General features: G+C 60.2%; 5 protein-coding genes. 2 read left to right on the forward strand and 3 right to left on the reverse strand.

Going from position 1 to position 17435, the window contains the following annotated elements:
* Nucleotide 1: 1 nt before the first annotated feature.
* From KF841_09930 to KF841_09940, 3 genes are all read right to left on the reverse strand, one after another.
* A complete protein-coding gene (locus tag KF841_09930; GenBank protein MBX3395673.1) occupies nt 2-1306 on the reverse strand; it encodes a glycosyltransferase family 4 protein in 1305 nt (434 codons plus the stop codon).
* Between the two features lie 66 nt (nt 1307-1372).
* Nucleotides 1373-3241 (reverse strand): tRNA uridine-5-carboxymethylaminomethyl(34) synthesis enzyme MnmG, encoded by a 1869-nt coding sequence (gene mnmG / locus KF841_09935; GenBank protein MBX3395674.1) that lies wholly within the window; start codon nt 3239-3241, stop codon nt 1373-1375.
* 112 nt (nt 3242-3353) lie between these two features.
* Nucleotides 3354-8006, reverse strand: coding sequence for an FG-GAP repeat protein (locus KF841_09940; GenBank protein MBX3395675.1), 4653 nt, complete (start codon nt 8004-8006; stop codon nt 3354-3356).
* 557 nt (nt 8007-8563) lie between these two features.
* Between KF841_09940 and KF841_09945 the strand changes: the two genes are divergently transcribed.
* Nucleotides 8564-10402, forward strand: coding sequence for a TIGR03960 family B12-binding radical SAM protein (locus KF841_09945; protein ID MBX3395676.1), 1839 nt, complete (start codon nt 8564-8566; stop codon nt 10400-10402).
* Between the two features lie 585 nt (nt 10403-10987).
* Nucleotides 10988-17278, forward strand: coding sequence for a thrombospondin type 3 repeat-containing protein (locus tag KF841_09950; GenBank protein ID MBX3395677.1), 6291 nt, complete (start codon nt 10988-10990; stop codon nt 17276-17278).
* Nucleotides 17279-17435 lie beyond the last annotated feature (157 nt).

Raw genomic sequence — 17435 nt, forward strand, 5'->3', positions numbered from 1 at the left:
CTCAAATAACGGTTGCCGCGGTCTCAAATACGCGCCAAGCGGCCTCGGCCATCACGTCGTCCGTGTGTCGCGTCCTCACGGCCTGAAAGCCGGCCTGTCCCAGTGCGGCTCGCATCGACGGATCGTCCATCAGGCGAGCCAGCGCATCAGCCAACGCGGTCACATCGTTCGGTTCGAAGAGAATGCCGCCACCTGTCGACTCGATCAACTCCGGAAATGCCCCATGCGCAGGCAACACGACCGGAACGCCCTGCGACTTTGCCTCGATCGCATAGATGCCCTTGGCCTCGCGATAGGTCGTCGGCACTGAAAATACATCGAGCGAGCGCAGCATCCTGAATTTCGCCGCCCGGTCCACCTCGCCGAGATACTCCACATGCGACCGCACCGCCGCCAACTCGTCCATGACCCGGTTGAAGTAAGGTCGATCCGAATCGCCCAGATAGCCGGCGATGACCAATCGACACCGCCGATTGCGTGCAACGAGCATTCGAAAGGCGTCGCACAGCAGGTGAAGACCCTTTTCAGGGCAGATGCGCGCCAGATAGCCGATCGTGAACGGTCGGTCAGTCGTCGAATCCGACATACTGCTCCGATCTTCCGCCACCGGCGCGGCATCAACCGTTATGCTGATTCCCAGCGGAACATGGTGAATTCGATCCGCCGGAATGCCAAAACGCTCGACCGAGTATTGCGCGTAGTATCGGCTCACACTCATGAAGGCATCGATATCATGCGATTTCTCGCGTATGATCGCGAACGCCGCATCGCGCGCGCCGGCCGGTAATTTCTCCAGCAGGATGTCCTCGCCGGTCAGCGTACATACAATCGGCACATTCAGTGCCCGGCGAAGCGGACCGGCCAGGCCGACAAAAAACGCATCGGGCAGATGAACGACGGTCGGTTTCAGATTGCGCAAATGCCCGATCAGATTCTCAATCTCACGCCGCTGCAGCCCGTGCTCACCGCGCAGAATAGAAAGCGTATAGGGAGCGGCCGTCACGGCGGACGTAGACCCGGCCCGTTTCATGGCAATTTTGAGCAGGCGTGGATGATCCAGCAATCGATGAACGAAACCCGGCAGGTATCCGAACAGACTCGATTTCTGCTGCAGGAAGACGTTGATGCCGCCGAACACCACTCTCGAATCGCTGACATCCGCTTCATCCGTTCGAATCGGAGAATACACCGGGATGAGCATCACGTCGCGACGCTGACGAATTAGTGCAGCCGCGAGCGTATTGTCGCGCATGCAGCTTCCACAATACATGCCGCCCGCGCCGGCCGTCAGGTACGCAACTCTCATTTTTTCAACCGTGTCCGGCATCTCGCGCCGTGTTTGCGGAACGTGTGAGCCGCATCCAGAGTCAAGCTATTCCGATCGACGGCGTCGCGCTTCAAGATACAGCGCCAGCACCGCGATGTCCGCGGGATTGATTCCGCTGATGCGCTGGGCCTGACCGATGCTCCGGGGCGCGACGCGCGTCAGTTTCTCGCGAGCCTCGAATCGTAGTTGGGTGATCGCATCGAAATCAAAATCCGCCGGAATCGACCGAGACTCCATCCGTCGAAATCGCTCAATCTCCCGTTCCTGACGGCGTATGTAGCCGCCGTATCGCGCCTCGATCCGCACCGCCTGACATGCCTCGTCCAGCAGGGCATCGCTCGCCTCCCTCAAGGAAGCCGGCCGCTCCGCACAAAATGCGGACCAGTTCAAATCCGCGGCCGCATCGCAGTCCGTTCGCGACAGCCATTCCCAGAATGAAAGTCCGTTATGCCGTGTCTGCCGCGCCCAGGCCTCGATCGCTGCGCACGAAGCACGCTTCAAGTTATAGCGATGCCACCGCGCGTCATCGACCAATCCCAGTTCGCGGCCAATTGGAGTAAGGCGCACATCCGCGTTATCGCTGCGCAGGAGAAGGCGATATTCCGCCCGCGATGTGAACATCCGGTAAGGTTCGATCGTGCCTTTTGTGACCAGATCGTCGATCATCACGGCGATGTAACTCTGATCGCGACCCATGACGAACGGCTCCTGGCCCAGCACGCGGCGTGCGGCATTGATCCCGGCAACGATGCCCTGTCCCGCAGCCTCTTCGTAGCCACTGGTGCCGTTTATCTGGCCCGCGAGATACAGGCCGCGGACCCGTTTTGTCTCGAGCGTCGCGCACGTCTGATGCGGCGGAACATAGTCATACTCGACCGCATAGCCGTATTGCACGATACGAGCCTGCTCCAGGCCTTCGATCGACCGTACAAAAGGCTCCTGCACATCGATCGGCAACGACGTGCTGATGCCGTTGCAGTAAATTCGGTCGCAGTCGTAGCCTTCCGGCTCCAGGAAGATCTGATGCCGGTCCTTTTCGGCGAAGCGAACCACCTTGTCTTCAATGCTGGGGCAATAGCGCGGCCCCGTCGATTCGATCTGTCCGGAGTACATTGGAGCGCGATCCAGATTTGCACGGATCATTTCGTGCGTCCGCTCGTTCGTGTAGGTGATCCAGCAGTCGATCTGCGGCTGCGTCACCGCATCGTGCATGAAAGAGAACGGCGCGGGTCGATCATCGCCGGGTTGGACCTCAAGCCCGTCATAGGCAATCGAATCCCGCGCCAGTCGCGGCGGCGTGCCGGTCTTCAATCGGCCCAGTTCGAATCCCAGCCCGCGCAACTGTCCGCTCAGATTGTTCGCGCTGCCTTCGCCGATTCGTCCGCCCTCCGTCTTTCGTTCGCCCATGTGCATCAGGCCGCGAAGAAAAGTGCCGGTGGTCACGACAATGCAGCGGCAGTGGAAGGACCGGCCGTCGGACAAGCGGACACCGGTCACCCGGAAATCAGCGCTCTGATCGCCGGCGGAATCGGTCAGTAGCTCATCGACAGTGCCTTCCGTGATGGTGAGATTGGGCGTCGAATTCAGCAACCGCTGAACCGCCCCGGCATAAAGCCGCCGATCGCACTGCGCCCGCGGCGACCAGACCGACGGTCCCTTCCGCAAGTTCAACATGCGAAACTGGATTCCGCCCGCGTCCGTTGCCAGACCCATGAGCCCGCCGAGCGCATCAATCTCGCGAACCATCTGCCCCTTGCCGATGCCGCCGATCGCGGGATTGCAGCTCATGCGACCGATCGCCTGTGCATCCATCGTCACAAGCAGGGTGGGCACGCCCAGATGCGCTGCAGCCCAGGCGGCCTCGGTGCCGGCATGGCCTCCTCCGATGACTACGATCTCAAACTCACGATTCATCGTGCGTATGATAGCGCAAGGCGCGCCGTGAAAAAAGGAACAGGGCGTCCGACTCCCATGGAAGTCGAACGCCCCGCTTGATTTTCATGACAAATTGTCAGCCGAACGCCGATCAGGGCGTCGTCGGCAGGTTCAGTCCGAAGTTGTTGCCGTAGATCAAGTAGGCCTCGCCCGACGCCTGCCGTCGCTCGTTCGGAGCGATGATGTTGATGAAGTCGGCTTCCGGCGCCCCGAGGATGATGTCGATAAATCCATCACCATCGATGTCACCCAGACCGGCGACCGTCGTCACCGGCGCCTCATCGGGCGTCGGATCGTTCGCGCCGGTGTCCTTCTCGTATCCCGAGACGAACACGATTCCCTTGAGGACGCGAAGACCCTGGTTGTTGCGCCGGTTCAAGTCGTCCGGCAGAACAAAGGTCTTGTTGTTGAGCAAACTCCGATCGCCGAAGACGAGATAGGTCACACCCTGCCGGATGCTCTCGGTCGTCTTGATGCTGGTCGAGCCGCCGGACGGCCCGCTCGATGTCACCCACCCCGAGAACGGTGTGTAAGTCCGCCGGACGAAATTAATCGTCGGTGTATCCGGCAACGGAGCCGGGAACTGATTCTGAGATTGGAGTGAACTGACACCCAGCGTTTCCGCCGACAGAATGTTCATGGCGTTCAGCAGCGCTCGCTGCGCAGCCAGCGCATCCGTCGAAGCGATCTTCACCGCGATTCGGCCGGTGTTGACGCTGCCGTTCAGGTCGAACTCAAACTGGAGCCCGTTGATTGACACGAATTCGCCATCAGTCACTGGTCCTTCGAATTCAATCTTGGCGGCGGGCCAAGGCTGACCGGGGGCCGCGATCAGCAGGTCTTCGAGGCCGTCGCCGTTGTAATCGCCGGCGGAAGACACTCCATACTGGCCACGCTGGCCAGGGCTGAAGACCGATGCATTGGCATCAGCCGACTTGTTGCCACCGCCGAGTCGTGCGCCTTGCACGCCACCGATGAATTTCACGCCGGGGAAGTTTGCCGTGCCAATCTGTTCGGCTCGAATCGACCGCGTTGCATTGCCGTAGGTTCGGCCGAACAAAACGCCGACAAAACCCACGTCGGTGCCGAAGTTCCCAAGGCTGCCGACATCGGACGCGAATGCGTCGTACCCCTCGGCCCCGATGAAGACATCCGGGAAGCCATCGCCGTTCATGTCGCCCGCATTTCCTTGACTTCGACCGAACTGGTCATCGTTGTGGGTGCCGCGCACCTCGAAGCGTTCCGGTATGTCGCAAGGCCGGCCGCTGCCGAGCGTCGGCGTTCCGTAAATAATGTATGCCTTTCCGTTTCTTGTCAGCGGATTCGGCTCGGCCCCGCAGAACAAATCAGGTGAGAACGGATCGTTGCTGCTGCCCGGGGCGCCACAGGCGATGTCCGCGACGCCATCGAGATTCAGATCTCCCGCGTATCGAGCAAAGCCGAATGCGTCCTCGCTTGCTTCGCCGAGCAGCCGAGCTACATCGCCGTGGAAGCAAGATACGCGAGACTGACTCGGTTCGTCGCAACCATAAGACGGCCACGACATCGGCCGATTTTCGCCGCCTTCCGGATCGGCATCGGGATCAGGATTGGTGCATCGGCCGCCTTCCAGCCCGGTGCACTGCGAACAGGTGTAGTCATCGCCATTCAGAATCGTTACATAGCCGGTCTTCACGAGGCCGGTGAGCAGGAGCGAAGCGTTATCGATCCGAACGCTGGTCGGGACAACCGCGCAATCCGTAGCCGACACAAGTTCGATCGCGATCGAACCGGCGCCGTTCAGCAATTGCGGCAGGACCGACCGGGGGAGTTCGGCGCGAACCGTGAAATTCACATTGTCGCCGTAAGTTTCACCGTATTCGACGGTGGGAAGCGAGTCCTCGTCCGGCGGAAACCCGGCGCCGCTCCACAACAGAACATCGCGGCTGCGGTTATTTGCGCCAACGTTTGACAGAGGACGACCGGTTCCGTCATTCAGACCGACACGCAACGTCGGGATGTTCGTCGCTTCGCCGGTGAGCACGACTGCCGCCGAGATCACGTTCGTCAATTCAACGCCGAGATCGAAATCCGCTGATGCGAACAACCGCGTATTCGGATTGCCGACGTTGCGATCGTAGGTGCCGCCCAGGTTGGCCGTCAGGTTGATGGGGCCGAAGTTCTCCAGGGTGCCGCCGTCCGGAGCCGAGATGAGAATCTCGGTGGTCGCGACGCCGATTGTAAAGGTGTCGATATCAGGCATCACGTCAATGGTATGCCCGAATCGTGACAGCGGATCATAAATCTCGTTGGGCTGATACCATGCCCCGCGGAAACGCGCGCCGCGCATTCCAAGGCCGCCCTGCCGGATGTACGGCGGCTGACCGAAGAACCGTTGAAGTGCCACGCGGTAGCCATCCCGCAGATGGAAGCCGTACGGATTCTGAGCAAGCCGCATCACGAGATCGTCGCTCGCGTTGACGAATACGAGTCCCGTCTCGTAGTCCAGCGAGCTTAAATCATCATTGACAAGGCCGTTGCCGCCACCACCGCCACCGATCGCGGCCGTCACCTGGGCCTCATTGCACTGGTGTCCGTCCAGATTTCCGAAACCGGGAACGCCGAGCGGTCCGGCCTGGGTCAGCGGATTGGTGGTGCGGTTTCGCGGCGGACAAACGGGCGTGAAATCCGCCATGGCGATCGGATCGATCGGCGGAATCTGCAGGTTGCCGCAACTCGGATTGCCCGACGCAGATCCGGGGAAACCGTCGAAATAGGTCAACCGAATTGGATGCGAGCGAACTTGCGTAAGCACCGTCGCGCCAATGCGAACTTCGACGGTATCGAAGTCCACACCGACCGCCGGCCGCACGAAGACGAGGAATTCGCCGTCATAGACTGAAGGCGGCACGCCCGCGCCCTCTGCCAGCGGCAGTGCGACGTTGGCGACATCGAAGAACTGCACCACATTCGCGAATGTGCCTTCGGCATCCGGCGTGACAGTCAGGGTCTTGCGCGGTCCATTTTCATTCTCAAGGAGAATCTCGATCGTGAACTGGCCCGGCTGTCCGTCCGTTCGCTCGCCGGATACGACGACGGAGAACGAGTTCAGCGTGAGAATCCGGGTGTCCGAGAGGTCGTCGATGACGACATTGGGACCGAAGAGCGGATTCAGACCCACCGGGTCCACCGGCGCCCACTGGAGACCTTGAACGACGTCCACGCCTTCAACATCGCCTGTGATGGCCGTCGCCCCGGATCGAAGTTGCGGCGCAAAGAGACAATCAAACGGCGCGAATCGATCTTCTTCGAATGTGCACGTATCGCACGGATCCGTGTCTTCCTGGTCGAAGACGCGATTGGTTCGCGGAACGCCGATCAGGATTTCCGGCAGACCGTCGCCGGTCACGTCAGGCAATGCGGCGATCGACTGGAGGCCGGAGGTCGGACCGTTATTGGCTTCCTGCGGAATGATGGTGCCGCGGATATTGAAGAACCGTTCGAAACGGGGATCGTTTGCGGGGAAGGGAATGTAGGAGCCGACCGTGTTGAGTGACAAGACGCCGGCATAACGACCTGAACCATAGCCGAGAATCTCAGCGAAGTCTGATGGAATGCGCCGCTCACGACCGTAGATCAAATAGGCCTCTCCGACGCCCGGCCGATTGAAAGGCGAAGCGGTTTCAGCGCCGATCACGAAGTCCGCGAGTCCGTCGCCGTCGATATCGCCGATCGAAGCAAATGAGCTTCCGGCCCGGCTGCCGCCGGCGGGATTGACGGGATTGCCGTCGAAGCCCTGCCAGGTCGCGCCCGCGATCGTGCTGCCAACGTTGATGAGGTCGATCACGTCCGACGCGGCACGCAGCAGACGAACGGCGCCGCCGGCGTACCGGTCGACAATGTGACCCTGACCGTCATTGATCTGGACACGAACGAAATAAGGCAGCGGCCGCCGACCTTCGTCTGTCTCCAGACGAATCGGAAGCACGTTCAGGTCGATCAGAATGTCCTGCTGCTGGACCGCAATGACACCCGGCGGCACGGTGCCGGCCGCGATGTTCGCCGTCGCGACTTCCAGCGGCGGATCGGTGTCGTCATTCGACGTGCTGCGATCTCGATCGAACAGAATGCGGATGCTGATCGTGTCGGTATCGGAGTTTGCGTCGCTCACGTTGTAGCGAACGCTCAGTGTGTCCCCGTTGCTCAGACCCGCGTCGGTCGAGGGAAGGTCGATCGTCAGAATCGGCGCGGCATTCTCAATGCCGATGCCTTCGGGCACAATCAGAACCGGTGACGTGAAGGAGACTCGCACCGGCGCGTTGCCGGTGTTGTCGTTCGCGTTCAGCGTGCGGTCGTCCACTTCGGCGAAGATGAAGTAGGAACTGGGGACAACCGTGTTGGTCCTCCAGAAAGCGCGTCCCTTGCCCTCGCCCGGGCCGACCGGGAAGCTGCTCAGAATCGAAATTTCTTCCGCGGGCGTCGGATTGCCGGACTCCGAAGCGAAAACGCGGCATATCGCGCGATCCTCGCTGTCGGATGCGGTGAAGTCGATCGTGATGAGCTGGCCTTGCTCGGCAGTCAGGTCGCCGCCGGGTGTGGTGACCGCTGTAATCTGGATACGTGGCGCCTTGTTGCCCTGTAATACCGGCGGATTGAGTGGTGCGCTCTCATCGGGCGGACATTGCATGCCCAATGTGACGGTCATGGCCATCAACGCAACACATACAATGGCCGAAGATCGGCGAACGATTAGCGAACGAATCATCGGTATCTTTCCTCCGACGCAAGGTCAGTCTGGTGGGACGGCTACTGCGGGCGTCTCGTGGGCGTGCTGGTACAGATTCCCCCTTAACCTCATCCTATCCAACCGATGGGGCAAGGGTCAAGGCCGGCTTGCCCGCAACTCCGGCCATTACAGCAATTTGGATTTGAACCCGGACGCGTGCGAACGACCGGAAACCCGAATCGCTGCCTTTCCGGAGCTGCGAACGCTGGTGTCCGTACCCCTGAGCCGGCCTCGCACGAGTCCGGCTGGCTCGTTTATTGTATGAGTCCGCTATGTGTCTCACCTTCAGACCCGTCGGCGGCCCAAATTCCTCGCGGCCATCGGAGGTTACCGGCACCTGCGGGCTGCAGCACCTGATCGACTGAAGAACGCTGCACATACGCATTCATGAGACCCTCCTTGCTTACGTCCGCACATCAGGGACCGAATATGTCAGGCTGCTCGCCACTTCCACCGTTTCAGGGTATCCTGAGGCCGACCGATCCCTGCAATCGAATCGTCCGCGCGTCCTCAACGCCAACAAGGCTGGCCCACCCATGAGCGATTCATCACTCAAAGCACGAATCAGCGAGGAACTGCTGCCGTACGTCAGGGAGCCGGCTCAGTACATCGGCGGCGAGTGGAACCAGCTACCGCGGTCCGGCGACTGGCAAGCCGCGTCGGTCCGTGTCGCCGTCGGATTTCCCGATGCCTACACAATCGGCATGTCACACCTCGGTTGCCAGATCATCTACTGGCTTTGTAACCACACCCCCGGTGTCTGCGCCGAGCGGGTTTATGCGCCCTGGATCGACGCCGAAGCCGTGATGCGCCGCCGAAAAATCCCGCTTTTCACATGGGACACCCGGCAACCTGTCTCTACTGCAGACTTGCTCGCTGTATCGCTCCAGTACGAGATGGGATTCACCAACCTGCTGAATTTGCTCGATCTTGCGGGAATTCCGATCCGCTCGGCTGATCGCGATGATCGACACCCGCTCGTCATCGTCGGCGGACCCCAGGCGGACAATCCTGAGCCGGTCGCGGACTTTGTAGACCTCGTGGTCATCGGTGACGGCGAGGCATCGATGGCCGCCATCATTGACCTGTACAAACGGCTCAAATCCGAAGGGGTGCGACGCCGCGACATGATCGAGCACTTCGCGCGCACCCTTCCGTATGTCTATGCTCCGTCACTCTACGAATTCAGTTATCACGACGATGGAACCATCGCCGGGGTCTTTCCCCGCATTTCGGGACTGCCGGAACAAATCGAGCGGTGCCAGACGCCGGATTTCGAGAACGCGCCGTTTCCCACCCGACCGATCGTCCCGTATGTCGTGGCCGTACATGACCGGATGGCTGTCGAAGTGATGCGAGGCTGTCCGCAGCGCTGCCGATTCTGTCATGCGGGTTACACCAAGCGCCCTGTCGGCGTCCGCTCGGTGGACAAGATTCTTGAAATCGCCGAACAGCAATTCCGGGCCACCGGTCACACCGAACTGGGCCTGCTCAGTCTTTCCACGGCGGACTACCCGAATTTGAAGGAACTGGCATCGCGGGTCAATGAACGGTTCGAGTCACGACATGTAAATATCTCCATGCCCTCGCTGCGTGTCGACAAAATGCTCCAGAATATCCCGTGGATGGCGAACAGCGTTCGAAAGAGCGGTTTGACCATCGCGGTCGAAGCCGCGCGCGACGGCCTTCGCGCCGCCATTCGCAAGAAAGTCACCGACGGCAATTTGATCGACGGCATCACCGAGGCGTACAAAGCGGGCTGGAGCCGCATCAAATGCTACTTTATGGCAGGTTTTCCGGGCGAGACCGAGGAGGACATTCGCGGAATTTATGATATCTCCGTTGACATGTCGAAGGCCCGGCAGCGGCTCAAAAAATCGCCCGCATGGATCAATGCCAGCGTCAGTTGGCTGGTTCCCAAGCCCTACACGCCGTTTCAATGGGCCGCCCAGCCGCGTCTGGACTACTTCAACGAGGCCCGGCGAACCTTGGCCGATGCGTCACGTCAGGGACGTTTCAAGTTCGTCACGATCAAATCACACGACGCGGAGCGGTCTGTTCTGGAGGCCGTTCTCGCTCGCGGCGACCGACGGCTTTGCGCCGCGATCACTCGAGCGTGGGAATTGGGTGCGCGGTTCGACGGCTGGGATGAGTGCTACGACCAGCGAATCTGGGATCGGGCCTTCGACGAAACCGGTCTGGACCCCGATTGGTATGCCCACCGCGAACGATCATTCGACGAGGTTCTACCATGGGACCACATTCGAAGCGGACCCAAGCGTGAATACCTGGAGGACCAATACTCGGACGTCTTCCAGAAAGTACGGCAGCCGCCGCCGCGGGCCGGCGTGCTACCCCTACCTGTCGTGTCGTGAACGGGGGTGCCCCGACGTGCGCGCGTCCCGATAATCGCACTTAAGGTTTTGCCGGGTCTGACGTTGAGGCGCTAGGAAACATGAAAATGACCGGATATACTGTGTTGTCTGCACGCCGTCTCGCGTTGTGGCCGGACAGGTAGTTACGTCCTACCATGAGCGCAGCAGTGGCTGTCTGCGAGCGCGAAACGGTGCGGTCGGATGAACGGCGAATTGCCGTAATGGAAACGAGAAGTGCGACTTGCGGGGTATCTCCCGCTGATCGCCGACTGGCTGCGCTGGATCAAATGGGGAGGTGGTCTCGTCAGCTCGAATCAATCCGGCAGCGTTGCTCGCCTTTTTTATGTAATACCCGAACAGTGGACACCCAACTTCCTTAGCAATGCGCAAACGTGAGTCGGCGAATCGCTTGCGTGTCGAAGTTTAACGGCTCGAAACTTCGCCACCGAACAGGAATCGGCCCCCGCGACGCAACGGGGACCGCAAAATTAAGAACCTGCAACAACCGGCGAGCTTCGGCACGCCGACCGCATACCGTTACGAATGCCGCCTGAATGACGCGGCCAATCCTCCGGAGGAATGAACATGATGTTCTCGGCAAAGCTCAGTCACGCAAACCGAACCAAGTGGTTTGCCGCGATGGCGGTTTGCACCGTCTTCGCGAGTCTTGTCACTGAGACCGTGGCGCAGGAGCGAAAGTTCGTGGTCATGCTGGCCGCTCCGATCAAGTCGATGCGCGCGGCCAACGTTCAGGTCGGGGACCTGCCGAATACGACCGCCATCTTTCGCCAATATTTCGACCGCGTCGATCCGACAATTAACTCGTTTGCCGAATACTGGAACGAGATTTCGTACGGCAACGTGAACGTGAGCGGAGATGTGTTCGGCTGGGTCGAGGTTCCATGGCCGATTCTGCCGCTCGGTGACTTCACCGTTCCTGATAGCGCGACCACGATCAGCAATCTCAATCTTCCTTTCTGGGACCTTAATGGTCAGAACGCGGACGGCTTCGACGGTGGCGATGGCGACACGTACGATGAATTCGAAGGCGAAGCTGTTCCGGACGCGCAGGATCAGATGATCCTGATCGACTACAACGGCAATCTACCCGGCACCGCGACGCCGGGATTTCCCCCGGGGCAGACGCGCCGGACTCCCGGCTTCGTCGATTTCTGGCCCGATGGCCAGACCCCCTGCTGGACTCCCGGCGAACGCTTCGCGGATGTCAATGACAACGGGCGATACGACGCCCTCCTCGAATCGACGATGGACGGCTGGGCCACCGGCAATCCGAATCCCGTATGCAATCGGGATGGCATCATCCAGGCCGACGAAGTCTGCGAAGTGCAAAATCCCGCGAACGCGCCATTGAACGGATCACTGGGTGACGGGGACGGCGAATGGGACTATCCGGAGCCATTCGAAGATTTCCTGCGCATTTACATTCCCGACGCGACAACGCCTGAAGGCCGGTGGGTCAAGCTGGATCCAAGCTTCAAGAATACCAACGAAGGCGATCCGACCACGGTCGGTTCGCGCCAGTGGGCGGTCGCCTATATCACCCGAAATTATCCCGGAGACGTGGGTACACCGAACTTCCCGGAAGGAACAACCGGCACCGGCTTCATGGCTCGCTTCGGCAATAACAAGTATGACGGCCCCGATCAATGGACCGAAGTCGGCAACAACAAGCTCCAGATGCAAGGCGGGAATCAGATGTTCCGCGGCCTGGGCAGCGTGCGATCGCCGGAGCCGAGCACAGGCCCGGGCGCGCTGTACCCCCCGGCATACCCGCGGTGGAATTACAATCTCTGGTGGGAGAACTACTGGGCTGACAAGCACATCAACGCCATGGTCAACCCGCCGGCCGCGCCGGCCGCTCCCGCCTGGCCGCCGACTCAACCGACAGCTGGTGGCGGTGGTACGCCGAACATTCCGAACATGCGGCCGTTTAATCCCGCGTCCCCCTCGATCGGTCTTCTGCCCAACCCGTTCGATCTTCGGCTTTTTGAGCCGAATTGCGGCGGGACCAACGCCCGCTCCGGCATTCGGTGTGTAGACGGCGCGCCCAACGAACCGACGATGCGTCCGGATCCGCCGGAGGCAGGCGATCCACCGGTTATCCAGTGCATGGATGCCGCGGCGCAGCCGCCTGGTGCCGAATTCTGCCCGGACGGCGATCCAACCACGCCGGATGCCGAGGAGTGGAATCCGACATACACCGGCAATGAATGCCGAGAGTGCTACAACAACCTGACGCTGTGCGTTGACCGATTCAGTTTCGGCAACGGTGAAGTGGACCCGCGTGCCTCGGGCGGCGTGGACCTCTTCAACGGCCAAGTACCCGTCTTCCCGGATCGGCTCGATTCGAACAACGACGGCATCTTCGATTACTATGACGGTCCCGCCGAATTCGACGATTTGCCTTCGTCGATCTATCACGCTCGAAGCATCTCCGGTGTGGGATACGGTGGCGATCTCGCCTTTGGTGAAGTCACCTCCACCCGCAACAATTCGATCTACGGAGAGGACATCGGCACCGGGAACCCCAGCGGCGCGTCGACCGGCGGCGACCAGGTCGTTCCGGCATCTGGTCCGCTCGCGTTCGGCATCCACGGCGCCAACGGCTACGACGCAGGCAATCAGGTCACGATCGAGTGGCTGACGTGGTGCAAGGACGGTCAGGATACGACACCGGTCGACATCCTGAAGCGCGACTTCAATCTTGACGGTCTGCTTGACCAAGGTGAAGTGCGCAAGGCAGGCACGGAAAACTACGCGATCGATCTGAACCCCGGCTCGCCGAACGACGGCGGTGACGGCAGCGACTATCCGTTCAACCGGACCCGTCTGGTGGAAGATACGGTCGAGGCACTGGATCGCAGCGTGGACTGGGACGAAGTAATCATGCAGACTCGCCCCATCTGTGCGGCCCATGAAGGCCTTGCCATTTCCTTCATTCCGGACCTTCTCACCGCATCGGAGCCTCGGCCGAATGGAAGCCGAATCAACCTCCTGCCAGGCTTCCGAACCGGCACGGCGGCTGTGAGCCTCGGTCTGGGCAACGTCGGAAACGGTTTCCCGTCGGTCAACGGCCTGGCATTCAACGCCAATCTCCTGGTCTGGTACGCGACGGATACCGCGACTGACAAACTGCTCGAGTTGTCGCTTGACGCCGATTTCAACCTGGTTGTCACGGAGATCGGGCCGCTTGGCTTCGACAACGTGGACGGACTCGATTTCGATCCGAACACCAACACGCTCTACGGTTCGGACACCACCACCGATCAGCTTCTGAGAATCGACATCGACACGGGCGTTGCGACCGTCATCGGGCCAATCGGATTCACGGATGTACAGGGCCTGGGGTATGACTCCAATGCGAACATCCTCTACGGTATCGACAACAACGCACGCAAGTTGATCCGAATCAACACGACGACCGGCGCCGGAACGGCCGTCGGCACGCAGACGACAGGCACGCCGGAAATCAAGGGTCTGGCATTTGATCCGACATCAAACACCTTGTACGGTGTCTCGACGATCGGTAGCGGCGTCCTGGTTCGCATCAACACGACGACCGGTCGCGCGTCGCTGCTGAACAATACGGTTAATTACCTCCACGGGACCGTCTTCGTTCCGGGCGGCCTCTATCAGGACGGACTCGCACCGGGTGGTCGCGGCCTGTTCCAGTTGGCCGCTCCGGGTATGGATGTGCCGATTCAGATCGTCGAGGATGACGATCCGAACACGGCTCCCATTTCTCCAATCTTCTTCTCCGATTTTGCCACGGCGCTCGATGCGCGCGGCGAGAACGGCGAATTCGCCGCCACCGAGGATTTCGCGATTGGATTGATGGCACACGAGTGGCTGCACGTCTGGGAAGGATATCCCGACTTGTATGACTATGACGTGTACATCAACGGTATCGAGAACCGCCCCGTTGGTTTCTGGGATATCATGGCGGGCGGCCTAGTGCACCCGTCGCCGTTCCTCAAGGAATTCGGCGAGGGCATCTGCTCTCTCGGAACGGAACACAAGCCATGGATCAGGGCGACTGACGTCACCGAGATTATTGAGCCCTTCCGCGTCAACAACGTGACACTGACGGATTTCGCATTCAATCCTGACGACTCGGTGTTCTACTTCTCAAATCGCAACAACCTGGGTGAACGCTTCTATTTCTGGCGGCTGACTCGCTTCCAGTACACCCAACCGCGAATCAACTTCTCTCGATCATTGCCGAGCGACGGTATCATGATCATGCACACCGACTTCGGTCAGAATTTTGGCGGATTCGGCGGCAACCTCGAAGCGTTCCCGCTCCAGCAGCGAATCGGCACGCACTTTGCGTATCAGATCGTGCAGGCCGACGGACTTTCACAGCTTGAAAACGGCGTCAATTCCGGCGACGGCGGCGATCCGTTCCCAGGCACCACTGGAAACAGGCGGTGGACCGAGGACACGACGCCCAATTCTCGCTGGTATGGCCAGATTCGCAGTGGTATCGAGATTCGTGATATCGTCACGAATCCGACCTTCTCAGTTGTTTCGTTCTACTGGAGTCCGCGCGTCGTTCCCGAGCTTGAATTCCTCCGGCCACCGGGAGGCAACGTCGTGTCCGGCAACTATCTCATCGGCTACAAGGCGTGGGATAAGGACGGCGGCACGCGCATCGAGTTCTACTGGGACAACAACGACGAAGGCTACGAAACCGTGAGCCCCGACGGCACCTCGCGCCTGATCGGCAATCCCGCAATCAAGGCGCCGGGCTACGTTGAACAGCAGCACCCCGTTCCGCTGAACCAACTGGCTGACGGTCAGTACTTCTTCTTCGCTCGACTTGTTCCCGGCGAAGGGCTTGATGGTCGCATCGATCCCGATGTCTCCGCGGTCCGCGCTGATCTTGACAATCGCGGCCGAGGTCATTTCAAGCTCGACCCGACGAACTCGGGCCTCGCGCAGAATCTGAATCGCGAAGTGCTCGTCAATCTCGAAACGTCGAAGCTCGAAATCTGGACCACGACGTGTCTTGATGACACTGTCGCAGGCGCCGAGGCATGGGAAGTCCGAGGCTCGCTGTCCGGCGTCCAGCAGAACATCGCGGTTACCGGCCAGGTCTATACCTCCGATGACGGCGAGGTGACATTCCGAATCCTTCCGGATGTGCTCACCGGCGTGGCGACCATCAGCGTCAATCCCGCCGGCAAGGTCGAACTGGTCGATCTGAATGCGAACTTCGATGCGACCACGTTCAAGGCCACGGACCGCGTTCGAGTCACCGTCAACGGCAACACCTCGTTCCCGGTGATTCAATCCGTGCCGGATAATCACACTCTGATTCTCGTATCGAATCCCGGCATCGGAACCAATATCCCATACCGGATTCACAGCTTCTTCGACGACAACGGCAACAATCCCGATCGCTTCTCATTCATCACGACCGGCAAGACCGCTTACAGCAAGCCGATCCAGGTGATCAATGGAACAATCGTGCCGCAGTTGTCGCCCACGATCACGGTCATCTATCCGGATGATGATCCGAACAGCCCGACGTTTAATCCGAAACGGCGTGTTCCGCTTCGGGTGACGTTCGATGCGTCCCAGACCCGCGATGAAAACGGCAATCTGAACAACCCGAACATCACCTACCAGTGGGAATTCGGCGACGGCGACATTGCGGCAGGCACGCAGGTGCAACACACCTATCTGCTCCAGCAGCCTTGCCCGCAAACCGCAGGCTTCACCGTCAGACTCTCGGCGGTGAATCCGGGCGCCAGTCCGACCGGAGGCGATATCTCAGGCTCGGCCACGGTACAAGTCTGTGTCGATCCGCCCGATTCTGACGGCGACGACGTAGACGACGAGTTGGACAACTGCCCCGCCATTGCCAATCCATCGCAATTGGACAGCGATTCGGACGGGCTTGGCGACGCCTGTGATAATTGTCCGTTCAACGCCAATCCCAACCAGGAGGACTTCGACGGCGACGGCATCGGCGACATTTGCGATCCAGACTACGATGGCGACGGCCATCCGAACGTGGTCGACAATTGTCCGCTGATCCCGAATGCAAACCAGCTGGATACCGACGGAGATGGCGTTGGCGACGTCTGCGACAACTGTCCGACCACCTTCAACCCGGATCAGGGCGGAGATTCGGACGGCGATGGCGTTCCCGATGTGTGCGACAACTGTCCGAGCATTCCTAATCCCAACCAAAGTGATCGAGACGGCGACGGCATCGGTGATGTCTGCGACGTCTGCCCGGATCATGTGAGCATACTGAATGAGCCGGATTCCGATGGCGACGGCATCGGCGATGCATGCGACAACTGTCCGAACACGCCGAATTCAAATCAGGCCAACGCCGACAGTGATCCCTTTGGCGATGCGTGCGACAATTGCCCGAATGATCCGGGCAAGAAGGAGCCAGGAGTCTGCGGTTGCGGCATTGCGGATCAGGATCGGGACGGCGACGGAGAGCCGGACTGCGTGATCTTCGGGCCTCGCCCGCCGGATACGGATGGCGACGGAGTCGACGACACACTGGACGGATGTCCGTTCGACGCGACCAAGATTGCCCCCGGCATTTGCGGATGCAACATCCCCGACGACGACCGCGACAATGACGGCGTCATCGATTGCATCGACAACTGTCCGGATAAGGCGAATCCGGGGCAGGAAGACTCCAACGGAAACGGAATCGGCGATGTATGCGATCCGTCATCCGGCGGTGTCAGCCCCGGCCCCGGACCATTCCCCGGTTGTGGTGATCAGGCCATGTGCCCCGCCGCTCCGGCCGCCGCGATGATGCCTTTCGCGATGATCGGAATCGCAATGATCCGAACGCGCTACCGACGGAAGCGGTCATAAGACCTGCCGCACCGGTTGTTCGTGGCAGCAGATCAAATCAAAACGCCCTGGTTCGCTCAACGCGTGCCGGGGCGTTTGTTTGGGAATCGGGATCGTTCGGTCAGCATGTTTCGAGGGCGGATGCGATTACGCCGCCGGCGATTCGACAGACGGCCCA

Source organism: Phycisphaerae bacterium (assembly GCA_019636475.1).
Classification (GTDB): domain Bacteria; phylum Planctomycetota; class Phycisphaerae; order UBA1845; family UTPLA1; genus JADJRI01.